Here is a 23,056-nt window from a genome sequence, read left to right as displayed (position 1 = left end):
TTTTCAGACTGAGCGATAGGAAAGAGAACGAATAGCGCTGGTGGCCTTAGTCGCTGCGCCTGAAGTTGCGTATCCGGTCGAACAGGACAGCCAGCAGAATCGCGCCACCAATGAACACGCCTTGCCAGAAGGCATTGATGCCGAGCAGGCCGAGGCTGTTGCGGATCACCTCGATCAGCGCCGCGCCGACGATGGCGCCGAAGGCGGTGCCGACGCCGCCGGCCAGGTTGGCGCCACCGATGACGGTGGCGGCGATCACCTGAAGCTCCATGCCGTTGCCGAGATTGGTGGTGACGGCGCCCAGCCAGCCGGTCTGGATGATGCCGGCAATGCCGGCGGCCAGCGCCGAGATCATGTAGACCGCGACCTTGATCTGGCGCACCGGAACGCCGGTCAGCGTCGCCGCATGCTCATTGCCGCCGATGGCGAAGATGTGCCGGCCGAATTTCGTCCAGCGCAGGACGAAGCCGGTGATGAGCGCCAGCAGGATCATATAGAGCACCGGATTGGCGATGCCGAACAGCCAGGCTCCGCCGCCCAGCGCCAGAAGCTTGTCGTGGTCCGGTCCGAACTGGAAGACGACGGTGTTGTTGGAGGCGACCATGGCGAGGCTGCGCGCGATCGACAGCATACCGAGCGTCACCACGAAGGGCGGAAAGCCAAGATAGGCGATCAGAACTCCGTTGAAGGCGCCGACGATCAGCGCCGTCGCGATCGCGGCGGCAATGCCGATCTCGATCGAGTAGCCGGCATGCATGGTGACGGCCAATATCATCGAACACAGGCAAAGCACCGAGCCGACCGACAGGTCGATACCGCCGGTGATGATGACGAAGGTCATGCCGAGCGCGACGATGGCAACGAAGGTGATGTTGCGGGTGATGTTGTAAAGGTTCTTCGGCGTAGCGAAGGAATCGGTGGCAAACGACAGGAACAGGCAGGCGAGGATGACCGCAATCACCACCCAGAAGGTCTGGGTGGCGAACACCCTGGACAGCAAGGTGTGCTGTTTCTGTGCAATCGTCTGGTCAAGGGTGGCTGCCATTATCGACCTCTCATGCCGGTGGCGAAGCGCGTCAGCACGGCGAATTCAAAGCTTCGAAATTCCGGACCACTTTCATGATACCTGCTCGATGGCGCCGGTGATCAGGCCCGTGACCTCCTCGGGCGAACTCGATGCGATCGTCTTGTCGGCGACCTTGCGGCCGCGCCGCATGACGATGACGCGGTCGGCAACGTCAAAGACGTCGGGCATGCGGTGACTGATCAGCACGACTGATATACCCTGGTCGCGCAGATGGCGGATCAAATTCAGCACCTCCGCCACCTGCCGCACCGAGATCGCCGCCGTCGGCTCGTCCATCAGGACGATCTTGGCCTGGGAAAGCATGGTGCGAGCGATCGCCACCGCTTGCCGCTGGCCGCCCGACATCTGCTTGACGAGGTCGCGCGGCCGGGTTTCGGACTTAAGCACCGCAAAGATCTGGCCGGCGCGCTTGTACATGGCGGCATAGTCGAGGATGCGAAACGGCCCGACGCCCCGGCGCAGCTCGCGGCCGAGATAGACATTCGCTGCGGCCGTCAGATTGTTGCATAGCGCCAGGTCCTGATGGACGATCTCGATGCCATGCTGGCGCGCCTCGACCGGCTTGTGCAGGATCAGGTCCTTGCCGTCCATCTGCATCGTGCCATGGCTCGGGCGGAAATTGCCGGCGATCATTTTGACCAGGGTCGACTTGCCCGCGCCATTGTCGCCCATCAGGCCGACGACCTGCCCGGGCTCGATCGACAGCGACACGTCGTTGACCGCCTGGATGGCGCCGAAATGTTTCGAGATATTGGTGAGTTCGAGAACCGCCACCAGCCTTCTTGCCTCCCCGTGCTTTTCCGGCCCGCGGTTCCGCCGCGGCCCCGCTCTCCCCAGCTCCTCCCGGAGACAGCGATTTTGAAGTCCATTATGCGAATGCCCGCACCGGCGTCAATTGTCGGACGAATAAGATCTGGCAATTGTCCGACGAATTGAGGGGAGGGCTCCTTAAAAATCAGTTTTGTAGGACAAATAGAGATTGACGTTGGCCGCGAGCCGATATTAGCTAAGCGTCGGAGGAGAATATGCCGACCCTGTTGCCGGTTTTCCGGGCGGGTCGGCGGAGGCTTATCGGTCGAGGGACTGCCGACAGCAGTGTTTGTTGGGCGGCTTCGAGACCGCATCTGGAAATGCTTATCGACCTGGCTTGGCGACACGAGCGCTCGTGCAACGATCCTCTGTCATTGCTTGATCCGGTCGGTCTGTGTGGCGGACACGCCGTGTCCGTCTGTTTTCAAGGGAGGACTGACATGAGGAAATCACTATTGCTCGCCGCTGCCGCCGTCATGGCACTCGGCGCCGGGCCGGCTTTGGCCAAGAAACAGCTCGTCATCGTCGTGAAGGGTCTCGACAATCCGTTCTTCGAGGCCATCAACCAGGGTTGCCAGAAATGGAACAAGGAAAATGCCAGCTCGGAGTATGAGTGCTTCTACACCGGTCCGGCTTCGACCTCCGACGAGGCCGGCGAGGCGCAGATCGTCGGCGACATGCTGAGCAAGTCCGATACCGTGGCGATGGCCATTTCGCCGTCCAACGCGCCGCTGATCGCGCAGACGATCAAGAGCGCCAATCCGTCGATCCCGATCATGACCATCGACGCCGACCTCGCCAAGGAAGATGCCGGCCTGCGCAAGACCTATCTCGGCACCGACAACTATCTGATGGGCAAGAAGATCGGCGAGTACATCAAGAAGGGCAAGCCGAATGGTGGCAAGATCTGCACCATCGAGGGCAATCCTGCCGCCGACAACATCCTGCGCCGTGCGCAGGGCATGCGTGATGCGCTCTCCGGCAAGGAGGGCCTTGCGGCGCTCGCCGGCGAAGGCGGCTGGACGGAAGTCGCCGGCTGCCCGGTGTTCACCAATGACGACGGCGCCAAGGGCGTGCAGGCGATGACCGATATCCTCGCCGCCAACCCCGATCTCGACGCCTTCGGTATCATGGGCGGCTGGCCGCTGTTTGGCGCGCCGCAGCCCTATCGCGACCTGTTCAAGCCGATGGCCGACAAGATCGCCAAGAACGAATTCGTCATCGGCGCCGCCGACACGATCGGCGACGAGGTGGCGATCGCCCGTGAAGGCCTTGTCACCGCACTCGTCGGCCAGCGGCCGTTCGAGATGGGTTACAAGGCGCCGTCGGTGATGATCGACCTGATCGAAGGCAAGACCGTTGCCGATCCGGTGTTCACCGGCCTCGACGAATGCACCAAGGACACGGTCGACACCTGCATCCAGAAGTAGGCCGCAATTTCGGGGCGCCGGAAGCTGTAGAGCGGGCGCCCCGCCACCCCGGATCATGGAATGTATCCGGTTCATGACAAGGGACGAAGCAGCGCGCCTGGGACGGAATGCCCCGGTTTCGACGCGCCCATAGTTCGCATTTCGGCGAAGGGCCATTCGGCAAGGAATCTGAACTCCCGACAATTGCCCGCGACAGACAGCCGACGCATTGGAACGTGGATGCCGGACGACGCAAAATCAAGGAAACGACCCGCCAAGGCCGAGGCGGCTGTCAGAGCCCCGGCTACCTTTCGGCGCGCCGACGCGGCACATTTTCCCGGATCGAGCGTCCATGCCTCGCTGGCAAGCGAGATCGGTCTTCGGATCGTGCGCGGCGACTATCCCCCCGGGGCCATCCTGCCCAACGAAGCCAAATGGTCGGAAACCTTCAACGTCAGCCGCTCGGCAGTGCGCGAGGCGATCAAGATGCTGATGGCCAAAAGCCTGTTGGCATCGCGCCCCAAGATCGGCAGCTGGGTCGAGCCGAAGGAGCGCTGGAACCTGCTCGACCGTGACGTGCTCGCCTGGTATGCGACCGCACCCGACCGCGAGGCGTTCCTGCGCACCGTGCAGGAATTTCGTCATATCATCGAACCGGAAGCCAGTGCCTTCGCTGCCACGCGACGCAGCGACGAGCAGATGGCCGAGATCAGCCAGGCCTGCCGGGAGATGGGCGATGCGGCAACGCTGCAGGAGCGCACCCGAGCCGATACGCGCTTCCATCTGGCCATCCTGAGGGCGTCGGGCAACGACCTGCTGGTGCCGCTCGGCGTGCTGATCGAATCGGCGCTCGACCACCTGTTCGTCTTCGTCACCCGCGAGCACAGCGACCAGCGACGGGCTCAGTCCCTGCACGAGGCGATCGAGAAGAACATCCGCCTGAGGCGGCCGGGCGCCGCCCGCAATGCGGTGCACAGACTGCTTGCCAACACCGATGACGTCATTGGGCGATCACGGCGATAAACGCCCCCTAAGCACGAGAAATCGCACTTGGAACAATAAGGTAGAGCTCGATCCTCATGGGATGAATCAGGTGGAATCCCGATGTCGGCCGGTCGCGCTCAGATCGTCTGCTTTTTCCCGTCCTTGGTCGGCATCAGGTCGACGCCGTTGACCTTGGCGACATGCGTTGCCAGCATCGGCACATATTGATCGGCGGGGCCGGCGGCGAAGGCGCCGGCGAAGGCGTTCTTGGTGGCATTGCCGAGCGGGTTGGCGATGCCGGCCGCACCCGCCATCGATTCGAGATAGGTGAGGTCCTTGAAGGCATTGGCGATGGTGAATTTATGGGCGTCGCGGTCGCCCTCCAGCGTCCAGCGCATGAAGGTCTGGTAGAAGCCGCAATCCATGCGGCCGTTGCGGATGACGCTGTCGAAACGCGGCGGCGAGATGCCGACCTTCTCGGCCAGCGCCAGCGCCTCGGAATAGATCGCCGCGTAGCCGAGCGAAATGAAATTGTTGAGCAGCTTCATGCGGTGGCCGTCGCCGGTGCCGCCGATATGGACGATGCGTCCGGCCCAGGTATCGAGCACCGGTTTCAGCCGGGCAAAGACCGCGTCGGAGGCGCCGACCATGGCGTCGAGCGTGCCTTCCCAGGCCTCCTTTGGCGTGCGGCTGAGCGGGGCATCGACATAGTCGACGCCGAGCGCCTTGAGTTCGGCGGCGAGCGCCATCGTCGAAACCGGATCGGAGGTCGAACAATCGACGACGACAGAGCCCTTCTTCAAACCGTCCTTGAGGCCGCCGGATCCGCGGACAATGGCTTCCACCTCGCGCGAGCCGGTGACGCAGATGAAGACGATATCGGATGCCGCCGCCACATCGCGCGAGGTGGCCGCTTCCTTGGCTCCGCGGCTAGCCAAGTCTTCCGCAGGCTTGCGGTTCTTACGGCCGAGAAACGTCAGCGCATAGCCCTTGTCGACGATGTTCTTGGCGATTCCATGCCCCATCAGGCCAAGGCCGATGAAGCCGATTTTTTCGCTCGCGGCGGTCGTGGTCATGTCGTTTTGTCCTGTCTGGAAATTATCGACAATAGCGCCGCCGTTCTTGCCGCAGGCGGTTGCAGAATGCAATATTGTCTGACAATACACATAATTCCCAAGCGATGTGGAGAGCAAAATGACGAAGCGGATCATGTTCACCGGTGGCAGCGGCAAGGCCGGGCGTCATGTCGTGCAATATCTGGTCGAGCATGGCTGTCAGGTGCTCAATATCGACACCAAGCCGCTCGACAATCCCAAGGTGCGCACGCTGATCACCGATATCACCGGCAGCGGGCAGGTGTTCAACGCATTCTCCAGCTATATGGGGCTGCACGAATTCGATCCGTCACTGCGCGCGCAGCCGGTCGATGCCGTGGTGCATTTCGCGGCCATCCCGCGCATCATGATCACGACCGACAACGAGGTGTTCCGCATCAATGCGCTCGGCACCTACAATGTCATCGAGGCAGCGGTGAAACTCGGCATCCCAAAGGTGGTGATCGCCTCCAGCGAGACGACCTACGGGCTGGTGTTCGCCAACGAGCCACGCGATCCCAAATATTTCCCGCTCGACGAGGACTACGACGTCGATCCGATGGACAGCTATGCGCTGTCCAAAGTCGTCAACGAAAAGACGGCGCGCGCCTTTGCGCAACGCAACGGCACCGACATCTACGCCTTGCGCATCGGCAACGTCATCGAGCCGCATGAATACCAGCTGTTTCCGAAATGGTTCGCCGATCCGGGTTTCCGCAAGCGCATCGCCTGGAGCTATATCGATGCGCGCGACCTTGGCCAGATCACGCTGCGGGCGATCGAAAAGGACGGGCTTGGCTATCAGGTGTTCAATGCCGCCAATGACGATTGTTCGTCCGATCTGCCGACGGCCGAGTTGCTGAAGCGGTTTTACCCCGACGTGCCGGTCAAGGCTGAACTCGGCGAATATGAGACGCTGCTCTCCAACCGCAAGGCGAGGGATGTGCTAGGCTTCCGGCCTGAGCATAGCTGGCGGCAATATGTCAAGAAGGCCTGATCACGTGATGATCCCGGGCTGATCTGTGCACAGAAGCAGGCTTTGCGGTCCTGTGCTTGACAGGCTTTGAAATCCGGACTTTCTGGGACAGATGCGGGACGCAAAGCCGAACAAGGAAAAAAAATTGGCCGGTGCGGCGCCCGCTGAACGTCCGGCCGCCGTTCGCCGGGCCGATGCGGCCCGCATTCCCGGGTCGAGCGTACATGCCTCGCTGGCCAACGAGATCGGCTTGAGGATCGTGCGCGGCGACTATCCGCCGGGAACCATCCTGCCCAACGAAGCCAAATGGTCGGAGACCTTCGATGTCAGCCGCTCGGCGGTGCGCGAGGCGATCAAGATGCTGATGGCGAAAAGCCTGCTGGCATCGCGCCCCAAGATCGGCAGCTGGGTCGAACCGAAGGAACGCTGGAACCTGCTCGACCGTGACGTGCTCGCCTGGTACGCAACATCGCCCGACCGCGAGGTCTTCCTGAAAACCGTGCAGGAATTCCGTCACATCATCGAGCCGGAGGCAAGCGCCTTCGCCGCCATGCGGCGCAGCGACGAGCAGATGGCCGAAATCAGCCAGGCCTGCCGGGAGATGGGCGAGGCGGCGACCCTGCAGGAGCGCACACGCGCCGACACGCGATTTCATCTGGCCATCCTGAGGGCGTCGGGCAACGATCTTCTGGTGCCGCTCGGGGTGCTGATCGAATCCGCGTTCGATCATCTGTTCGCCTATACGACGCGGGAACTGGACGATTTGCAGCATGCGCAAAAGCTGCATGAGGCGATTGAGAAGAACATCCGCCTGCAGCGACCGGATGCGGCGCGCAATGCCGTGCGCAAGCTGCTGGCCAATACCGACGTCGTCATCAGGTCGAGATAGCTCGATCTTCTAGTCTTCTTTCGGGCGTCCGAAGGCGACGCGCAGTTCGTCTTTTGCGTCCTCCAGCACTTTCTTTTGCCCGGCCGGCAGGTTCTTGCCGGCGCGGTTGATGTAGAAATTCAGCATCGACATGGCAGACTGGAACGGCTCGGCCTTGCGCCGGTCGCTATGTTCGGCCGAGCGCTTCAGCGAGGCTGCGATCTTCCTGGCGTCATGGGATTCGAAGACGTGCTCTTCGAGATCCATGGCATCGCTGTGCTCGGTCACGTCGGCCGACCATTTTCGTTTCGCGGTCATGGCAAACTCCCTCCATGGTGAGTTCATGGAGAACTCCGGACGATGGCCACTGTTCCATTGCCGCTTCAAATCCCTGGAGCCACGGAATTGCCCGATGTGGCGCTGCCCAGCGCCACGAATGCGCCGATTGTGGCGAAAGAACCGGTCGATTTCTAGAAAGACGCGGACAGGAAACGCCTTGACGACAACCGCCAGCCAGGCAAGCAGCCCCGGCATCGACATCGCCTACGCCTGGATGCGGCTCGCCATCTCGATGCTCTTGGCGACCATCGGCGGTGTCGGCATGTGGGCGGTGGTCGTCGTGCTGCCCGCCGTGCAGGCCGAATTCGGCGTCGATCGCGCGGCAGGGAGGCCGGCCAGCGCGTCGGCATCGTCATGATGGCGACCATCTTCGGCATGGCGGTCGGCGGCTGGATGTCGGGCTGGATCTATGACCTCACCGGCTCCTATGCGGCCGCGTTCATGAACGGCATCGCCTGGAACCTGGTGAATCTGGTGGCGATCGGGCTTCTGATGTGGAAGGCGCGGCGATCTTTGGCGGCGGCGTGAGTGTATCGGGTCTATTCACGAGCTTCCGCCCCGCCCAAGTTCCGTTCCATGAGGCCTACGCTCTGGTCGCGCGGAGGAAATGTAGGCTGAGCCATTCGAGCGGTCCGCCTTCGATATGCTTGAAACCTGCCTCTGCCAGTGGCCCATGCAGGTTGTGCAGGTCGAATTGGCCGTGCCGGCCGTGTTTCGCCGATAGATGCTTGCGCTCGTCGGGATTGCCGGCGTAGTCGATCAGCAATAGCCGGCCGCCAGGTCGCAGGATGCGTCCGGCTTCGCTCAAGCAAGGGCGGCGCCTGCTTTCCGGCACCATGTGCAGCACAGTCGTGATCATGACGACGTCGAAACCGCCGTCCTCGAACGGCAGTTCTGCCGCATCGGCATGGCGAAACGGAATGTCGAGGCCTGCGCGGCGGGCCTTGCGGCGTGCGGCGACGAGCATCTTTTCTGAAACGTCGACGCCGACTACCGAGCCGCCGGGTTGCACGCGGCGCCAGGCTGCGATCGCCTGGGTGCCGGTGCCGCATCCGACATCCAGAACCCGGTTGCCCGACGCCACGCCTGCCAGATCGAGCAGCTCTTCTCGATAAGTCCGGTCGCGCCCTCGCGTCAGGAACAGAAGCAAGAGGTCGTAGAGCCGCGGAAAGCCAATACCCTGGTTGGCTTTTGGGCCGTTCGTAGGTCGACTCCGGACAGCATGCGTCCCAGTTCGCAGATGATGCATGTCGTCGCTACCTCACTTCGGTCGCAATGCGGCCTGCCCGGCACGAAGGCGCCAGGCCGGCTTGAAGATTGCGAGCAACAGGGCACTCGCGAGTAAAATGCTGGCCCCGGTGGACGCCAGCAGGAGTGGCAGGCGCTGACTTGTCGAAAGCGCCCGAGGCGCCGCACCGCTTATCATGGCTGCTGTCTCGCCAAGCGACGGCACGAGCACGAAAACAACGACTCCCGACAGAATCACGACGATGATGAGCTTGATCGTGACCCACCAGTGCTTGAACAGACCCCATGGCGTCAGCAGTGCCAAGGCCACACCGGTGCCGAGTGCCACCAGGGCAAGTGGTGCGACGAGCGACGCACCTACCAGCCGCGCAGCCGGGTAGATAGTCAGCGGTTCCGCTCCGGCAACACCGGCAATGCCGAAAGTCAGCAGAACGAGATCCGCCCCCAAAACGCCAACGCTCGCCGCGACATGCAGGCTGAGCAGGAGATTCCGCCAGGTCTGAGAAAGCGTCATGACAACATCTCTTTTCCATGGCCGCTGTATCCGGGGTTTGGTAAAATTCCTAAACAGATCGTACGATAATGGACTCTCTGTTCGAAACTTGCGACAGACGATGCGGCCAGAGTGTCTATTACCGGACAATTCCGGCCGTCCGTCCGGGAAAAGTGAGGAATGGTCGATGCCGGAGGTGATTGATCGTCGCGCCGCGCGTACACGCAAGGCGCTTCACCACGCACTGTTGTCGCTCATGCTGCGCAAGAGCTACGAGGCCGTCTCGGTGCAAGACATCATCGACGAAGCTGACGTCGGCCGCTCGACTTTCTATGCCCACTATACCGGCAAGGAAGATCTCCTGCGGAACGGCTTTCAGATGCTTCGAGCGGAGCTCAGGGACGCGCAATCCGCGGCACGCACAAAGGACGACGGTTCGAAGCAAGGCCCCCTGAGTTTCAGTTCAGCCATGTTCGAGCATGCGGGGCGGTATGCCGACCACTACCGAATAATGGCGGGCGGACGAGGCGGCCTCGTTGCGGAGAATGAGATTCGCCAGGTCCTGTCCGAAATGGTGCGGGAGGATTTGTCCATGGCTCCGGATAGCAGCACCATCCCGCGCGAATTCGTCGTGCAATTCGTCGTCAGCGCATTCATCACGGCTCTGAACTGGTGGTTCGAGCGGAGGCCGAAACTGACACCGGCTCAGATCGACGGCATTTTCCGCGATCTGGCGCTTGGCGGTTTGTCCTCGTTGGTCGGTGGCGAGCGCCGGATCGCGTGAACTTCGCCCTTTTCGAAAGGCCGATCGACCACCCCCCAAATTCGAACGAAATGGTAGGCTGGCTTGACAACATCCGCCGGCTACGCAAGGCGAAGGTTGGCAGCAGGTATTTCAAAACAGGTGTCTTCTATCCAGATTCCGAGGGAGCATGTCGTTGACAAAACCGCGCTCGCGCCGTGGCGGCGGCCGCCCCACCATCGCCGATGTCGCGCGCAAGGCCGGCGTCGGCGCCATCACCGTGTCGCGCGCCTTGCGCGATCCGGAACGCGTCTCGGAGGATTTGCGATGCCAGATCCAGGCTGCCGTCGACGAACTCGGCTATGTGCCCGATCCGAATGCGCGCGCTCTGGCCTCGGCGCGCGCCGAGGTGTTCGGTGTTCTGGTGCCTTCGCTCGCCATCAACGTCTTCGCCGAAGTGGTGCGCGGCATCTATGACAGCCTGTCGGATGGCCCATTCCGCGTCCAACTCGGCAACACGCACTATTCCGGCCTTGAGGAAGAAAGCTGAGACAGGGATACAAAGGCTGTTTATTATATATAAGCGACAGATAATACTTGTTTATTATGTATAATATGATAGTTTTTGCTGCTGCTTGCGGGATCACAAGGAGGGGATGTCGGGCCGATAATCGGCCAAGCTCAAGAGCGCGAGGGCAAGGCGGGAGGTGCCTGGTCAGACGCGTGAACCGTCATGGCTGCTAACAACAATCAGAACTGCAACTGGGAGGAATATCGATGATCAAGTCACTCGTTGGTGGCATCGTTGCCGCCACTGCATTCGCTATGTTGAGCTCGTCGGCGATCGCCGATCCTGAAATCGTCAAGGGGCCGGCGGCCGAGCCAGACTGCTTCGCGCCATGGGCGGCCGACACGCAGTTCTTCAAGTTCCCCAGGAAGGAAGGCCCTTACCGCATCGCGCTCGCCAACGGCTACATCGCCAACACCTGGCGCATCCAGATGGTGCAGACGGCGAAGGCCTATGCCGCGCAGCCGGATGTCGCCGCGAAACTGAAGGAATTCAAAGTCGTCTCGACCGGTGAAGATGTGCCGGCACAGATTTCGGCGATCAACAACTTCATCGATTCCGGCTATGACGCGATCGTCGTCAACGCACAGAATCCAACGGCTTTCGGACCGGTCATCAAGCGCGCCAAGGAAGCCGGCGTCGTGCTGGTCGCCTTCGACAACATTCTCGACACCAAGGACGCCATCAACGTCAACGTCGACCAGAAGGGCCTTGGCGAGTTGTGGGCCAACTGGCTGATCAAGCATGTGCCCAATGGCGGCAAGATCCTCGAAGTGCGCGGCGTTGCCGGCACATCGGTCGATACCGACCGCCACAACGGCATCCATGAGGTTCTCGACGCTTCAGGCAAGAAGTGGGAGGTCACCGAAGTCGTCGGCAAATGGGACGACGGCGTGGCGCAAAAGGCCTCGGCCGATGCGATCGCCACCAACGGTCCCTTCGATGGCGTCACCGGGCAGGGCGGCGACACCGGCATCGTCCAGGCGATGATCGACGCCAAGCATCCGTTCGTGCCGTTTGGCGGCGAAACGGAGAATGGCTTCCGCAAATTCTGCGCCAAGTTTGCCGCAGACGGGCTGAAATGCTCGTCGGCCGGAACCGGCCCCGCCCAGGTGGCGGTCGCCATCAAGACGGCGATCGCCGCGCTCGAAGGCCAGGTCGTCCCGCAGGCGGTGAAGCTGCCGCTGGCGATCGTCGAGGATCCGAACTTCAAGGAGGGTCAGGACTACTTCCCCGACCAGTCCGACAATTTCTTCGTCGGCAATTCCTTCCCGACCTGCGGCATCAACTTCACCGCGCAGGAAATCATGGGTCAGAGCAAGGAAAACCAGTAGACTTATCGCTCGGCGTCGCGAGAACATCCCGCGGCGCCGGTCCCGAAGAACGAGCGCCTTGGGAGGGGCCGATGGACGGTGCGGTTCCGCTCTTCCGCATGGAGGGCATATCCAAGCGCTATGGCGGCGTGCGAGCGCTGGAAAAGGCCGAGCTTTCGGTCACATCAGGCAGCATCCACGCCATTCTCGGTGAAAACGGCGCCGGCAAATCGACGCTGATCAAGGTCATGGCGGGCGTTGTTGCGCCCGACGAGGGCCGCATGGAACTGGAAGGGAGCGAGGTTACCTTCGCTTCGCCGGCCGCCGCCAATCAGGCCGGCATCGTTTGCATCTTCCAGGAATTGTCGCTCATTCCCGAACTCAGCGTCGCCGACAATATCGTCATCTCCGATCCGCCCAAGCGCTTCGGCTTGATCGACCGCCAGGCGCAGCGCCGCATAGCCGAAGCAGCCCTTGCACGCGCGGGGGCCGCCGACATCCATCCGCTGGCGCTGGTCAAGGATCTGCCTCTTTCAAGGAGGCAGATGGTCGAGATCGCCAAGGCACTGGCCAGGAAGCCGCGCATCCTGATCCTCGACGAGGCGACCTCGGCGCTGGCCGCGGCCGATGTCGCCAAGATATTCGGCGTGCTGAAGCGGCTGCGTTCGGAGGGGCTGGCGCTGCTCTACATCTCACACCGCATGAACGAGATTGCCGAGCTCGCCGACCAGTGCACCGTGTTCCGCAACGGCCGTAATGTCGCGAGCTACAAGGCCGGGTCGAAGAGCGACAACGAGGTTGTCGAACTGATGATCGGGCGCGAATACAGCCATATTTTCCCGCCGAAGCCCGCACGGGTGCCGGCTATTGCCGCTCCCGTGCTGGAGGCTCGCAGCCTTTCCTGGACCGACCGGCTGGACGATGTTTCGCTCACGGTCGGGGCAGGCGAGGTCGTTGGCCTTGGCGGTCTCGACGGCCAGGGTCAGCGCGAATTGCTGCTTGCCTTCTTCGGCGTATTGCGCGGTCTGTCCGGCCAGATCTTGATCGATGGCAAGCCGGTGGCGATCGCCAGTCCGGCCGCCGCGCGCGATGACCGGATCGGCATGGCGCTGATCCCGGAGGACCGCAAGACGGAAGGCCTGATGCTGCCGATGACTGTGCGCGAAAACCTTTCCTTCGCGGCACTCGACCGGCTGTCCAGGGGTGGCATCATCGACCGCAGCGCCGAACAGCGGCTGATCGACGACATGGTGGCTCTTCTGGCGATCAAGACAGCGGGCCTCGACATTCCGGTCGGTGCGCTGTCCGGCGGCAACCAGCAGAAGGTCGTCATCGCCAAATGGCTGATGCGGCAGCCGCGCATCATCCTGCTCAACGATCCGACGCGCGGCATCGATGTCGGCACCAAGCAGGAACTCTACCAATTGATGCGCAAGCTTGCCGATCAGGGTGCGGCGATCCTCTTTTACTCCACCGACTATGATGAGCTGATCGGCTGCTGCGACCGGGTGCTGGTGCTCTATGACGGGGCTGTCAAGCGCGAACTGGTTGGCGCCGAGATCACCGAGCGGGCGCTGATCGCCAGCGCCCTCAACATCCATGGCGATGACACCCCCGTGAAGCAAGGAGCGGACGCGTGAAAGATTGGCGCTACTGGCTTGCCGAACAGCGCGGAACGCTGCTCGCGCTCGGCATCTTCTTCGTCATGTTCGTCATCTACACATCGAACCATCCGGCGGGCTTCACCGCCAATGTCGTGCAGACGGCGTCCAACAAGGGCGTGCTGCTCGCTTTCGTCGCCATGGCGCAGACGCTGGTGGTGATCACCGCTGGCATCGACCTTTCCGTCGGCATGATCTTCACGCTGACCAACTGCCTGGCCTCCTGGCTGGTCATCGGCACCGGCATCGAGACAGCGTTCGGGGTTGTCGCGGTGCTCGGCACCGGCCTGCTGTGCGGCGCCATCAATGGCGCCATCGTCATCTATGGACGATTGCAGCCGATCGTCGCCACCATCGCCACGGGCGCGGTCTTTTTCGGCATCGCGCTGCTGCTTCGGCCCTTTCCGGGCGGCTCGGTCAACGAGGATCTGGCCGACGCCTTGACCGGGCGCCTGTTCGGCGTGGTGCCGGCGAGCCTGGTGGTCCTGCTCGTCGTCGTGCTGGTCGTCTGGGTGCCATTCAGCCGCTCGGTTCTTGGCCGCGCGGCGTATGCGGCCGGATCGTCGGAGATGGCGGCCTACATGTCCGGCGTGCCGATCCGCCGCGGCAAGTTCGCCGCCTATGCGCTGGCCGGCCTGCTTGCCTCTATCGGCGGGCTGTTCCTGACCTTTTTCACCTATACCGGCGATGCCGCCTATGCCAGCGGCAATACCTACACGCTCTTCTCCATCGCCGCGGTGGTGCTTGGCGGCGTCTCGCTGTTCGGCGGCAAGGGCAGCGCTATCGGCGCGATCTTCGGCGCGCTCGCCTTCCGTACCATCGGCGACCTGCTCTTCGTCTTCGATTTCGATCCGCTCTGGCAGCCGCTGTTCCAGGGCGTCATCCTGCTGATCGCGGTCAGCCTCGGCGCCTTCGCCCTGTTCAGGGTCCGCAACCGGCTGGAGTGGTTCCTGTGAGCGAAACGACCATTGGCGGCATCGCCAACCGCATGCCGAAATTCATCCGCCGCGCCGACCCGGCGGTGTTGACCGCCTTTGCCTGCATCGTGCTGCTGCTGTTTGTCGGCAGTCTCTATTCGCGCAGCTTCCTGTCGCCCGAATATCTGCTGCAGCAGCTCAAGGTGGCCTCGTTTCTCGGCGTCATCGCAACCGGCATGATGCTGGTCATCCTGCTCGGCCAGATCGACCTGTCGGTGCCGTGGTCGGTGGCTGTCGGCGCCATGATGGCTTGCGCGGCGGCTGCCTATGGCCCGGCCGGGGTGGCGCTGGCCATTCCGTTCGGTATCTTCTGCGGTGTGCTGATCGGCATCGTCAACGGTATTGGCGTCGCCTATCTGCGCATTCCCTCGATGATCATAACGCTTGCCACCAATGCTGTCGCGCAAGGGCTGATGGTGGTCTACACGGGCGGGTTCTCGCCGCAGGACTCGGCAACCGGAGCGATGCGCTATCTGGCGACCGGCTTTGCCATTCCGGGCCTGCCGAACGCGGTCATCATCTGGGCGCTGATCGGTGCAGTGACGGTTTTCGCCCTGACCCGCACCGGCTTCGGCCGCGCCGTCTACGGCATCGGCAATCGCGAGCGCGCCGCCTACCTCTCAGGCGTCGATACGCGGCGGGTGGTGATGATCGCCTTTGCCGTGTCCGGCGGGCTCTCCGCTTTCGGCGGCGTGCTTCTGGCCGGCTATGCCTCCAAGGCGGCGCAGTCGATGGGCGATGCCTATCTCTTGCCGTCGATCGCAGCGGTGGTGCTTGGCGGCACCTCGATCCTTGGCGGCCGCGGCTCCTATCTCGGCACGGTCGCGGGCGTGATCCTGATCACACTGCTGCAATCCATCCTTTCCGTCATGCAGATGCCGGAGGCGGGGCGGCAGATCATCTACGGCGTCGTCATCGTCGCCATGCTGCTGCTCTACGGCCGTGCGCCGGCAAGCCGCTGATCCGCATCGTGGATGAAGAGGCGGAACAAGTGCCAAGGGACTCCATGCGGCCCGTACCGGCCATCGTGGTGATGGGGGTCGCCGGCTGCGGCAAGTCGGCCGTCGGCGAGGCGCTGGCAGTGAGATTGGACGCCGTCTTCATCGAGGGCGACAGGCTGCATCCGCCCGAGAACGTCGCGCGCATGGCACGCGGTGAGCCGCTCACTGATGCTCTACGCCAAGAGTGGCTCGACGCGATCGGCCAGCGCATTGCAGCGTCGGTCGCCAGCGGGCAGGGCGTCGTTGCCGCCTGCTCGGCATTGAAGCGCCGCTACCGCGAGCGCCTGCGCGGTTTTCACAAGGACATCGTTTTCCTCTATCTGGAAATCGATCCGGCGACCGCCAAACGGCGTGTCGCCTCCCGCCAGGGCCATTTCATGCCGGCAAGCCTGGTCGACAGCCAGTTCGCCACGCTTGAGGCGCCGGCAGCGGATGAACGGGCATTGACGCTCGACGCCACGCGCCCGATCGCCGACAGTGTCGCCTCTGCCATTAATCTACTCAGCAAAAGCTTATGAGCCGGCATCATTGTCGATTGCGACGACGCCGCCCGACCGCTCGGTGAACCTTTGGTGGCTGGCCCACACCATCATCTGCTCGGGATGATCTTTCAGAGCCTCCAGCAGCCGGTCGCGCTTGAGCAGGATGTAGTGCGCCTGCAATTCCATGTTCTTGGGAGCCATGTCCTTTGTCGCGGGCATAGCTGGCGCCGGCTGCGCTGGCGCGGGCCTCAGTTCGGGGCTGATGACGGCGCGGTATTCGCGGAACGGTGCCGTCTCGAAGGTCGACATGGCAAACAGCGCCGTCCCACCCCTTGCGGCGAAATTCGCGGGCGCCGAGGCGAGGTGGGTCCAGCCGCTTTCGCCGATGCCGGCCTCGGCGAAGGTCGAACCGGCATGGATGTTGTTGGTCATCAGGACGACGCCGTTGTCTTTCAGGATCTTCTGCATGCGGATCGTCACCTGATAGGCGTCGCTGCGTTCGAAAACGACCCGGCTTTTCAGGAAGCGGTTTTCGACAGCGATCAGTGGCGGGTTGAGGAATCGCAAACCGAATGTCGTATCGGAGATACCGTGAAAGTCGACGCTCACCTGATGGGTTTCGACACCGGCCTCATGCAGCGCCCGCTTGCCGATGATGGTCTGGGCGGTGAACTGATCGCACCAGATAATGGCGCCCCGGCCGCGCTCCAGTGCCGCTTGCAAGCCTTCCAGGCCTTCCAGCCGGATCGTCGGCGACCAGCGCGCGCGGACCACATGCGCCGCAAGCAGCAGACGCCGACGGTGGTTCGCGGCGAGCAGGGCCCTGAACAGCTTTTTTGCATCGATGCCTTTGCCAAGCACTGCCTGGGTCGCGGCGGCGTAGCGCGAAAAGTCCTTGCGCATGTGGCGCTTCAGCCGAAGCCCGGACACCGAGCCGCAGATCGGCGCCCACCAGGCGACCGGCAATATTGCCGCAACACCGAGATAAAAGCCGAACAACAGGCTTTCACGAAAATCCTTGTTGGAGAAACGGCGCAGCTTTGCCGGACTGACCAGCTTGCGGCTGAAGAACCGGACAGGTTCGGCGCGATCCGGCACGACGACGTCGGCGATGACTTCAGTGCGGTAGCTGGCGGCGGACGGTCTTTTCCGATCGGCTTTCCCTGATTTTGCGAACCACGGCAGCCTCATCCGATCTATATCTGCGACGTCAGTTCGACCGGAAAATCGTCATTGTCGGCGTCGCGCATGGCGGCGAGGCTGCGATTGTCCAGCACCTCGGCGATCGCCTGGCGCACTTCCAGCATCATATGCCGGACCTGGCATGTCGCCTCGTCGCAATCCTCGCAGCGCTGGTACTGGGTGCGGCTGGCGCAAGGGATGGGCGCCAGCGGTCCGTCGAGGACACGCACGACATGGCCGATCTTGATCTCGGAGGCCGGCCGGGCTAGGCGATAACCGCCTTCCTTGCCCTTGCGGCTCTGGACGAAGCCGGCATTGCGCAACTCGCCCAGGATGGCATCCAGGAATTTCTTCGGGATGTTGTTGGCGACGGCGATGTCATTGACGAATGCAAGCTGGCCGACCGGCAGGCCGGAAAGATGCACGAGGGCCTTGAGGCCGTATTTGCCTTTTTTGGTAAGCATGCCCGATTCAGTTCATGAAAACCCCAACCGCCCGCATCTGGCGGTTGTTTGTGTGCAAATCATGACATTTTGATCGCGCGGTGCGGTTTCGCGCAAAACAAGCCGTCGGATGGCAGGGTTAAACACAAACGCGTTGATTCTTTGTAACGTTTTGGACGGCAGGCGGCCTGGAAATTGCATTTCCAGGCGTAAAAGCAGAGAAATCCGGCAAACGGCCGGCTTTCTTTGCTTGGCTTAGGGATAGAAAAGCTTAGCGGCTGCCATAGGTCTGGTCGAGCAGCCCGCCGGCCGCAAAATGCTCGGCCTGGACCTTGTCCCAGCCGCCAAAGACATCCTCCACCGTCAGCAGGCGGACATCGGGAAACTCAGCCTTGTATTTGGCGGCGACCGCCGTGTCGCGGGCTCGCAGGCCGTTGAGGGCGGCGATGTCCTGGCCCTCCGGCGTATAGAGGAAATCGAGATAGGACTTGGCGAGATCGCGCGTGCCATGCTCGTCGGCGACGGTGTCGACGATCGCCACCGGAAATTCGGCCAACAGGCTGACCGAGGGCGTCACCTGCTGGAACTTGTCATCGCCATACTCCTTGCGGATGCCGCGCGTCTCCGATTCGAAGGTGATCAGCACGTCGCCGATCTCGCGCTGCACGAAGGTGGTGGTGGCAGCGCGCCCGCCGGTGTCGAAGATCGGCACGTTGTTGAACAGCTTGGTCACGAACTCCTTCACCTTGGCGTCGTCGCCCTTGAAGGCTTCCTTGGCGTAGGCGGTGGCGGCGAGATAGGTGTAGCGCGCATTGCCCGAGGTCTTCGGATTGGGGAAGATCACCTGGACGTCGTCGCGTACGAGATCGTTCCAGTCCCTGATCTGCTTGGGATTGCCGGTGCGCACCAGGAAGGACGGCAGCGAATAGAAGGGCGAGGCATTGTCGGGGAAATCCTTCTGCCAGTCGGCGGAGACAAGACCTTTCTTGACCAGGAAGTCGATGTCGGTGACCTGGTTGAAGGTGACGACATCGGCGCCGAGGCCCTCGGCGATGGCGCGCGCCTGCGCCGACGTTCCGGCATGCGACTGATCGATGCTCACGCCGGGATGACCGGCGATGAAGGCCTTGTTGACCTGCGCAAAGAGTTCGCGGCCGACATCATAGGAAGCGTTCAGCAATTTGTCGGCCGACCAGGCTTGGGAGGATGCAAGCAACAGGCCGGCCGCGGTGGCGACGCCAAGCAAAAGTCGCTTCATGAAAACAGGCTCCTTAAAAAATGCCGTTTATCGAATGCCCGAGAATAATCGGGCAATGCCTGACCGGACGAGGCATGCAGGCCGGAGCCTTGGCAAGGCCGTTAGAAAATACGTTGCCGAAACAGCCTGTTGGTAGGATTTTCTTCCAAACAGAGCCTTCTAGCCTCGGCACGCCGAGGCATTCCGCCGGGCAGCAAATCCTCTACGCGGCCGGAAATAGCTTCCAGCGCCGCGGCCGGAATGCCACGCGGCTTTTCTGCGCCGCCGGATGGTCGACGGGCAGTTCGATCTCGACGCGCTGGCGCTCGCCGCCGATTTCGAGTTCCACGCGCCTGGTGCCGGCGACACGGCGGCTGGCGGCGACCGTGCCGGCGATGCAGCCGCTGCAACCATCCACCAGTTCGACATCGTGCGGGCGGAAGAACAGCGTCGCTTGCCCTTCCTGAGCCTGCGGCGCCGATAGCCCGATCGGCCGGTCGGCGATCCAGACCTGGCCATCCTCGACCTTGACCGGGACCGAGCTCGATTCGCCGATGAAGCCGTAGACAAAGGGCGAGTTCGGCTTGTCGTAGATCTCGTCGGCGGTGCCGACCTGTTCGATGCGGCCCTGGCTCATCACCACGACCCGGTCGGCAAGCTCCAGCGCTTCTTCCTGGTCGTGGGTGACGAATACGGTGGTGTGGCCGGTCGTGTCATGGATTTCGCGCAGCCAGCGGCGCAGCTCACGGCGCACCTGGGCGTCGAGCGCGCCGAACGGCTCGTCGAGCAAAAGCACGCGCGGCTCGATCGCCATGGCGCGCGCCAGCGCCACGCGCTGGCGCTGGCCCCCGGAAAGCTGCGCCGGATAGCGCTTTTCCAGCCCCGAAAGCTGGACGAGGTCGAGAAGCTCGGAGGCGCGGCGACGGATTTCCTGCGCAGACGGGCGTGTCGGTCCATGCCGGACCTTGAGGCCGAAGCCGATATTGTCGGCAACCGTCATATGGCGAAACAGCGCATAATGCTGGAAGACGAAGCCGACATTGCGCTCCTGGATCGACTTGTGCGAGGCATCCTCCTCGCCGAAGAAGATCTTTCCCCGTGTCGGTCGCTCCAGCCCGGCGATCAGCCTGAGCAGCGTCGTCTTGCCGGAGCCTGAGGGGCCAAGCAGCGCGATCAGCTCGCCGGACTTGATGTCGAGCGAAACGTCGCGGAGAGCCGGAAACCGGTCAAACTCCTTGCGCACGTTGGCAACGCGAACTTCCATCAGCCGTCCCTTTTTTGTCGATGCATGTCGTTGTCCCAAAACCGGTTCCCACTTTTGGGCGACATGCATTAGTGCCCGCGCGTCGCGGCGATCTCGGCGCCGTAGCGCATCTCGAGAAGTGTTTTCAAGACCAGCGTCACCAGCGCCAGGCCGGCAAGCAGCGATGCGACGGCAAAGGCGCCGACGGCGTTGTATTCGTTATAGAGGATTTCGACATGCAACGGCATGGTGTTGGTCAACCCGCGTATGTGGCCCGACACCACCGATACCGCGCCGAACTCGCCCATGGCGCGGGCATTGCACAGGAGCACGCCGTAGAGCAATCCCCATTTGACGTTGGGCAGCGTCACGTACCAGAAGGTCTGCCAGCCATTGGCGCCGAGCGACAGTGCTGCCTCCTCGTCGCCATTGCCTTGCTCTTGCATCAGCGGGATCAGCTCGCGAGCGACGAAGGGGAAGGTGACGAAGATGGTGGCCAGGACGATGCCCGGCACGGCAAACAGGATGACGATGCCATGCGCCTTCAGCCAGCCGCCGAGCAGGCCTTGAGCGCCGAACAAAAGCACATAGACCAGGCCCGATATGACCGGCGAGACCGAAAAGGGCAAGTCGATGAGCGTGGTTAGAAAGGCCTTGCCCTTGAATTCGAACTTGGCGATCGCCCAGGCAGCCGAGATGCCGAAGACGACGTTGAGCGGCACCGAGATCGCCGCCACCAGCAGCGTCAGTCGGATCGCCGAGCGTGTATCGGGGTCGGATAGCGCCTCAGTGTAGGCGCCGACGCCCTTCGAAAAGGCCTCGTTGAAGACGATGATCAGCGGCAGCAGCAGGAAAACACCGAGGAATGCAAAAGCCACGATCATCAGCACGGCTCGTGCCGTGGGACTTTCCGTCACCGCCGCCGACTGGCTTTCGTGATGCGGCGCGTAGGATTTGATCTCGGGGTCAGCCATAGCGCTTGCGGCTCCACGTCTGCACCAGATTGATGACCAGCAGCATCACGAAGGACAGCGCCAGCATGATCGCCGCGATCGCGGTCGCCGCCGCGTAATTGTATTCCTCCAGCCGGATGACGATCAGCAGCGGCGCGATCTCGGATTTGTAAGGCAGATTGCCGGCGATGAAGATGACGGAACCGTATTCGCCGACGCCGCGCGCAAAGGCCAGCGCGAAGCCTGTGACAATGGCCGGCGCGAGGCCCGGAAGCAGCACCCGGGAGATGATCTGGAAGCGGTTGGCGCCAAGCGTGGCAGCCACTTCCTCCACCTCCTTGTCGATCTCCTCCATGATCGGCTGGACGGTGCGCACAACGAAGGGCAGACCGATGAAGATCAGCGCGATGATGATGCCGAGCGGCGTATAGGCTACCTTGATGCCGAGCGGCGCGAGCAGGCTGCCGACCCAGCCGTTTGGCGCATAGAGCGTGGTCAGCGCAATGCCGGCGACAGCCGTCGGCAGGGCGAAGGGCAGGTCGACCATGGCATCGACAATGCGGCGGCCGGGGAAATTATAGCGCACCAGCACCCAGGCCACGATCGTGCCGAAGACGAGGTTGACGGCGGCCGCGATGAAGGCGGTGCCGAAGCTGATCTCGAGCGCGTTGATCGTGCGGCGATCGGTGGCGATCGCCCAGAAATCGGCCCAGCCGAGCGCGGCCGAACGCCAGATCAGCCCCGACAAGGGGATGAGGATTATGAGCGTGAGGTAGGCAAGCGAGAAGCCGAGCGTCAATCCGAAACCCGGAATGACGCTCGGCTGTCTGAACCGCCACCCCGCCTTGGCGGGTGCTGTGGTCATGTCGTCCTGATCTAGAGTTTAGCTTACTGGGCCGGCTTGTAGATCTGGTCGAATATACCACCGTCGCCGAAATGGTAAGGCTGTGCCTTCTTCCAGCCGCCGAAAAGCGGATCGTCGATGGTGACCAGCTTGATCTCAGGCAGTTTGGCAAGATCCTCCGGCGGCACCAGATCGGGCTTCGAAGGGCGATAATGGTTCTTGGCGATCAGCGTCTGGCCCTCCTTGGAATAGAGATAGCTCAGATAGGCTTCGGCGACTTTCCTTGTGCCCTTGGCGTCGACATTGGCGTCGACCACGGCCACCGGCGGCTCCGCCAGGATCGAGGTCGGCGGATAGACGATGTCGAAATTGTCGGCGCCGAACTCGTCGAGCGCCAGATAGGCCTCGTTTTCCCAGGCCAGCAGCACGTCGCCCAGGCCCTTTTGCGCGAAGGTCACGGTCGAGCCGCGCGCACCGGTGTCGAGAACCGGGACATGGGCGTAGAGATTGCCGACGAATTCCTTGGTCTTGGCCTCGTCGCCGCCATCGTTGGCATTGGCATAGGCCCAGGCCGCGAGATAGTTCCAGCGCGCGCCGCCCGAGGTTTTCGGGTTCGGCGTGATCACCTGGACGCCGTCCTTGACCAGATCGCCCCAGTCACGGATGCCCTTCGGGTTGCCCTTGCGGACGAGGAAGATGATGGTAGATGTGTAGGGGGCCGAATTGTTCTCGAATTTGGTCCGCCAGTCGGGATTGATCTTCTGAGATTTCGAGACGATGGCGTTGATGTCGCCTTCGAGCGCCAGCGTCACCACGTCGGCGTCCAGACCGTCGATCACGGCACGAGCCTGCGCGCCCGATCCGCCATGCGACTGCTGGATGGTCACCGTCTCGCCGGTATCGGCTTTCCACTTCGCGGCGAAGGCCTCGTCGAATTGCTTGTAGAACTCACGCGTCGGGTCATAGGACACGTTGAGAATTGTGGTATCGGCAAACGCGAAACCGAGCGCGCCGAACTGGACAGATGTGGCGACCAGCGCGCCGAGCAGTTTCCTGAAATGAGGTTTGGTCATTTCCGCCTCCGTTGAACACCATCAATCTA

Annotated in this window: 24 protein-coding genes and 2 pseudogenes; 13 read left to right on the top strand and 13 right to left on the bottom strand. The window is 62.5% G+C overall.

Features of this window, described 5'->3' with window-relative positions:
- Positions 1–46 precede the first annotated feature (46 nt).
- Both MESS2_RS22515 and MESS2_RS22510 read right to left on the bottom strand, forming a co-directional pair.
- Complete coding sequence (locus MESS2_RS22515; RefSeq protein ID WP_008876775.1) at positions 47–1,045, bottom strand: ABC transporter permease; 999 nt, start codon at positions 1,043–1,045, stop codon at positions 47–49.
- A gap of 72 nt (positions 1,046–1,117) precedes the next feature.
- Positions 1,118–1,861: an ATP-binding cassette domain-containing protein gene (locus tag MESS2_RS22510; protein ID WP_006336418.1), complete on the bottom strand. Its 744-nt coding sequence runs from the start codon at positions 1,859–1,861 to the stop codon at positions 1,118–1,120.
- Between the two features lie 476 nt (positions 1,862–2,337).
- Here MESS2_RS22510 and MESS2_RS22505 point away from each other — a divergent pair, with 476 nt between their 5' ends.
- Both MESS2_RS22505 and MESS2_RS22500 read left to right on the top strand, forming a co-directional pair.
- Positions 2,338–3,327, top strand: coding sequence for a sugar-binding protein (locus MESS2_RS22505; protein WP_008876773.1), 990 nt, complete (start codon positions 2,338–2,340; stop codon positions 3,325–3,327).
- A gap of 219 nt (positions 3,328–3,546) precedes the next feature.
- Positions 3,547–4,329, top strand: a complete 783-nt coding sequence (locus MESS2_RS22500; RefSeq protein ID WP_008876772.1) for a FadR/GntR family transcriptional regulator — start codon at positions 3,547–3,549, stop codon at positions 4,327–4,329.
- 98 nt (positions 4,330–4,427) lie between these two features.
- Here MESS2_RS22500 and MESS2_RS22495 read toward each other — a convergent pair whose 3' ends face one another.
- On the bottom strand, positions 4,428–5,501 hold the full coding sequence (locus tag MESS2_RS22495; protein ID WP_280113329.1) for an NAD(P)-dependent oxidoreductase: 1,074 nt from the start codon (positions 5,499–5,501) through the stop codon (positions 4,428–4,430).
- Here MESS2_RS22495 and MESS2_RS22490 point away from each other — a divergent pair.
- Both MESS2_RS22490 and MESS2_RS22485 read left to right on the top strand, forming a co-directional pair.
- Positions 5,485–6,381 (top strand): NAD-dependent epimerase/dehydratase family protein, encoded by an 897-nt coding sequence (locus tag MESS2_RS22490; protein ID WP_008876770.1) that lies wholly within the window; start codon positions 5,485–5,487, stop codon positions 6,379–6,381. The two genes, MESS2_RS22495 and MESS2_RS22490, sit on opposite strands and share 17 nt — an antisense overlap.
- A 91-nt stretch (positions 6,382–6,472) precedes the next feature.
- Positions 6,473–7,249 carry a FadR/GntR family transcriptional regulator gene (locus tag MESS2_RS22485; RefSeq protein WP_040593752.1) on the top strand — a complete coding sequence of 259 codons (777 nt, stop codon included), beginning with the start codon at positions 6,473–6,475 and terminating at the stop codon, positions 7,247–7,249.
- A 9-nt stretch (positions 7,250–7,258) separates the two neighbouring features.
- Here MESS2_RS22485 and MESS2_RS22480 read toward each other — a convergent pair whose 3' ends face one another.
- Positions 7,259–7,546 carry a DUF3175 domain-containing protein gene (locus MESS2_RS22480; RefSeq protein WP_008876768.1) on the bottom strand — a complete coding sequence of 96 codons (288 nt, stop codon included), beginning with the start codon at positions 7,544–7,546 and terminating at the stop codon, positions 7,259–7,261.
- A 178-nt stretch (positions 7,547–7,724) separates the two neighbouring features.
- Here MESS2_RS22480 and MESS2_RS32790 point away from each other — a divergent pair, with 178 nt between their 5' ends.
- Positions 7,725–7,925 (top strand): hypothetical protein, encoded by a 201-nt coding sequence (locus MESS2_RS32790; RefSeq protein WP_040593750.1) that lies wholly within the window; start codon positions 7,725–7,727, stop codon positions 7,923–7,925.
- Positions 7,892–8,095, top strand: a pseudogene (locus tag MESS2_RS31365) (MFS transporter); the annotation flags it as partial. The gene MESS2_RS32790 and the pseudogene MESS2_RS31365, both read left to right, overlap by 34 nt.
- Positions 8,096–8,150: 55 nt before the next feature.
- On the opposite strand, the gene MESS2_RS22470 reads toward MESS2_RS31365, so the two are convergent.
- Complete coding sequence (locus MESS2_RS22470) at positions 8,151–8,717, bottom strand: class I SAM-dependent methyltransferase (protein ID WP_051069142.1); 567 nt, start codon at positions 8,715–8,717, stop codon at positions 8,151–8,153.
- 111 nt (positions 8,718–8,828) lie between these two features.
- Positions 8,829–9,329: a hypothetical protein gene (locus tag MESS2_RS22465; RefSeq protein WP_008876765.1), complete on the bottom strand. Its 501-nt coding sequence runs from the start codon at positions 9,327–9,329 to the stop codon at positions 8,829–8,831.
- On the opposite strand from MESS2_RS22465, the gene MESS2_RS22460 reads away from it, so the two are divergent.
- From MESS2_RS22460 to MESS2_RS22430, 7 genes and pseudogenes are all read left to right on the top strand, one after another.
- Positions 9,328–10,092: a TetR/AcrR family transcriptional regulator gene (locus MESS2_RS22460; protein WP_083918663.1), complete on the top strand. Its 765-nt coding sequence runs from the start codon at positions 9,328–9,330 to the stop codon at positions 10,090–10,092. The genes MESS2_RS22465 and MESS2_RS22460 overlap by 2 nt on opposite strands.
- 148 nt (positions 10,093–10,240) lie before the next feature.
- Positions 10,241–10,594, top strand: a pseudogene (locus MESS2_RS22455) (LacI family DNA-binding transcriptional regulator); the annotation flags it as partial.
- Positions 10,595–10,827: 233 nt separating this feature from the next.
- Positions 10,828–11,952 (top strand): sugar ABC transporter substrate-binding protein, encoded by a 1,125-nt coding sequence (locus MESS2_RS22450; RefSeq protein WP_008876762.1) that lies wholly within the window; start codon positions 10,828–10,830, stop codon positions 11,950–11,952.
- 71 nt (positions 11,953–12,023) lie between these two features.
- Entirely contained in the window at positions 12,024–13,571 is a 1,548-nt protein-coding gene (locus tag MESS2_RS22445; protein WP_008876761.1) for a sugar ABC transporter ATP-binding protein, read from the top strand.
- The gene (locus tag MESS2_RS22440; RefSeq protein WP_008876760.1) at positions 13,568–14,548 is read left to right on the top strand and encodes an ABC transporter permease; all 981 of its coding nucleotides are present in this window, start codon (positions 13,568–13,570) and stop codon (positions 14,546–14,548) included. Before MESS2_RS22445 ends, MESS2_RS22440 begins: the two co-directional genes overlap by 4 nt.
- Positions 14,545–15,531, top strand: a complete 987-nt coding sequence (locus tag MESS2_RS22435; protein ID WP_008876759.1) for an ABC transporter permease — start codon at positions 14,545–14,547, stop codon at positions 15,529–15,531. The genes MESS2_RS22440 and MESS2_RS22435 overlap by 4 nt, the downstream gene beginning before the upstream one ends.
- A 44-nt stretch (positions 15,532–15,575) precedes the next feature.
- Positions 15,576–16,088, top strand: a complete 513-nt coding sequence (locus tag MESS2_RS22430; protein WP_008876758.1) for a gluconokinase — start codon at positions 15,576–15,578, stop codon at positions 16,086–16,088.
- On the opposite strand, the gene MESS2_RS22425 is transcribed toward MESS2_RS22430, so the two are convergent.
- From MESS2_RS22425 to MESS2_RS22395, 7 genes are all read right to left on the bottom strand, one after another.
- Positions 16,083–17,243 carry a hypothetical protein gene (locus MESS2_RS22425; protein WP_008876757.1) on the bottom strand — a complete coding sequence of 387 codons (1,161 nt, stop codon included), beginning with the start codon at positions 17,241–17,243 and terminating at the stop codon, positions 16,083–16,085. The genes MESS2_RS22430 and MESS2_RS22425 overlap by 6 nt on opposite strands.
- A gap of 5 nt (positions 17,244–17,248) precedes the next feature.
- Positions 17,249–17,698 (bottom strand): RrF2 family transcriptional regulator, encoded by a 450-nt coding sequence (locus MESS2_RS22420; RefSeq protein ID WP_006202816.1) that lies wholly within the window; start codon positions 17,696–17,698, stop codon positions 17,249–17,251.
- Between the two features lie 250 nt (positions 17,699–17,948).
- Complete coding sequence (locus tag MESS2_RS22415) at positions 17,949–18,935, bottom strand: sulfate ABC transporter substrate-binding protein (protein WP_008876755.1); 987 nt, start codon at positions 18,933–18,935, stop codon at positions 17,949–17,951.
- 202 nt (positions 18,936–19,137) lie between these two features.
- Positions 19,138–20,178 (bottom strand): sulfate/molybdate ABC transporter ATP-binding protein, encoded by a 1,041-nt coding sequence (locus MESS2_RS22410; protein ID WP_008876754.1) that lies wholly within the window; start codon positions 20,176–20,178, stop codon positions 19,138–19,140.
- A 68-nt stretch (positions 20,179–20,246) separates the two neighbouring features.
- The gene (gene cysW / locus MESS2_RS22405) at positions 20,247–21,131 is read right to left on the bottom strand and encodes a sulfate ABC transporter permease subunit CysW (protein ID WP_008876753.1); all 885 of its coding nucleotides are present in this window, start codon (positions 21,129–21,131) and stop codon (positions 20,247–20,249) included.
- Entirely contained in the window at positions 21,124–21,975 is an 852-nt protein-coding gene (cysT, locus tag MESS2_RS22400; RefSeq protein WP_008876752.1) for a sulfate ABC transporter permease subunit CysT, read from the bottom strand. Before cysT ends, cysW begins: the two co-directional genes overlap by 8 nt.
- A gap of 23 nt (positions 21,976–21,998) precedes the next feature.
- A complete protein-coding gene (locus MESS2_RS22395; protein WP_008876751.1) occupies positions 21,999–23,027 on the bottom strand; it encodes a sulfate ABC transporter substrate-binding protein in 1,029 nt (342 codons plus the stop codon).
- Positions 23,028–23,056: the final 29 nt, after the last annotated feature.

The sequence above is a fragment of the Mesorhizobium metallidurans STM 2683 genome (assembly GCF_000350085.1).
In the GTDB taxonomy this organism is placed as follows: domain Bacteria; phylum Pseudomonadota; class Alphaproteobacteria; order Rhizobiales; family Rhizobiaceae; genus Mesorhizobium; species Mesorhizobium metallidurans.
The sequence above is the reverse complement of the archived record's forward strand: the minus strand, read 5'-3'. Positions and strand labels throughout refer to the sequence as shown.

Excerpts from the sequence above, each read along its gene's own strand:
- MESS2_RS22515 (WP_008876775.1), bottom strand. The coding sequence starts at position 1,045 with ATGGCAGCCACCCTTGACCAGACGATTGCACAGAAACAGCACACCTTG.
- MESS2_RS22505 (WP_008876773.1), top strand. The coding sequence starts at position 2,338 with ATGAGGAAATCACTATTGCTCGCCGCTGCCGCCGTCATGGCACTCGGC.
- MESS2_RS22500 (WP_008876772.1), top strand. The coding sequence starts at position 3,547 with ATGCCGGACGACGCAAAATCAAGGAAACGACCCGCCAAGGCCGAGGCG.
- MESS2_RS22490 (WP_008876770.1), top strand. The coding sequence starts at position 5,485 with ATGACGAAGCGGATCATGTTCACCGGTGGCAGCGGCAAGGCCGGGCGT.
- MESS2_RS22495 (WP_280113329.1), bottom strand. The coding sequence starts at position 5,501 with ATGATCCGCTTCGTCATTTTGCTCTCCACATCGCTTGGGAATTATGTG.
- MESS2_RS22485 (WP_040593752.1), top strand. The coding sequence starts at position 6,473 with ATGCGGGACGCAAAGCCGAACAAGGAAAAAAAATTGGCCGGTGCGGCG.
- MESS2_RS22480 (WP_008876768.1), bottom strand. The coding sequence starts at position 7,546 with ATGACCGCGAAACGAAAATGGTCGGCCGACGTGACCGAGCACAGCGAT.
- MESS2_RS22460 (WP_083918663.1), top strand. The coding sequence starts at position 9,328 with ATGACAACATCTCTTTTCCATGGCCGCTGTATCCGGGGTTTGGTAAAA.
- MESS2_RS22465 (WP_008876765.1), bottom strand. The coding sequence starts at position 9,329 with ATGACGCTTTCTCAGACCTGGCGGAATCTCCTGCTCAGCCTGCATGTC.
- MESS2_RS22450 (WP_008876762.1), top strand. The coding sequence starts at position 10,828 with ATGATCAAGTCACTCGTTGGTGGCATCGTTGCCGCCACTGCATTCGCT.
- MESS2_RS22445 (WP_008876761.1), top strand. The coding sequence starts at position 12,024 with ATGGACGGTGCGGTTCCGCTCTTCCGCATGGAGGGCATATCCAAGCGC.
- MESS2_RS22430 (WP_008876758.1), top strand. The coding sequence starts at position 15,576 with ATGCGGCCCGTACCGGCCATCGTGGTGATGGGGGTCGCCGGCTGCGGC.
- MESS2_RS22425 (WP_008876757.1), bottom strand. The coding sequence starts at position 17,243 with ATGAGGCTGCCGTGGTTCGCAAAATCAGGGAAAGCCGATCGGAAAAGA.
- MESS2_RS22420 (WP_006202816.1), bottom strand. The coding sequence starts at position 17,698 with ATGCTTACCAAAAAAGGCAAATACGGCCTCAAGGCCCTCGTGCATCTT.
- MESS2_RS22415 (WP_008876755.1), bottom strand. The coding sequence starts at position 18,935 with ATGAAGCGACTTTTGCTTGGCGTCGCCACCGCGGCCGGCCTGTTGCTT.
- MESS2_RS22410 (WP_008876754.1), bottom strand. The coding sequence starts at position 20,178 with ATGGAAGTTCGCGTTGCCAACGTGCGCAAGGAGTTTGACCGGTTTCCG.
- cysW (WP_008876753.1), bottom strand. The coding sequence starts at position 21,131 with ATGGCTGACCCCGAGATCAAATCCTACGCGCCGCATCACGAAAGCCAG.
- cysT (WP_008876752.1), bottom strand. The coding sequence starts at position 21,975 with ATGACCACAGCACCCGCCAAGGCGGGGTGGCGGTTCAGACAGCCGAGC.
- MESS2_RS22395 (WP_008876751.1), bottom strand. The coding sequence starts at position 23,027 with ATGACCAAACCTCATTTCAGGAAACTGCTCGGCGCGCTGGTCGCCACA.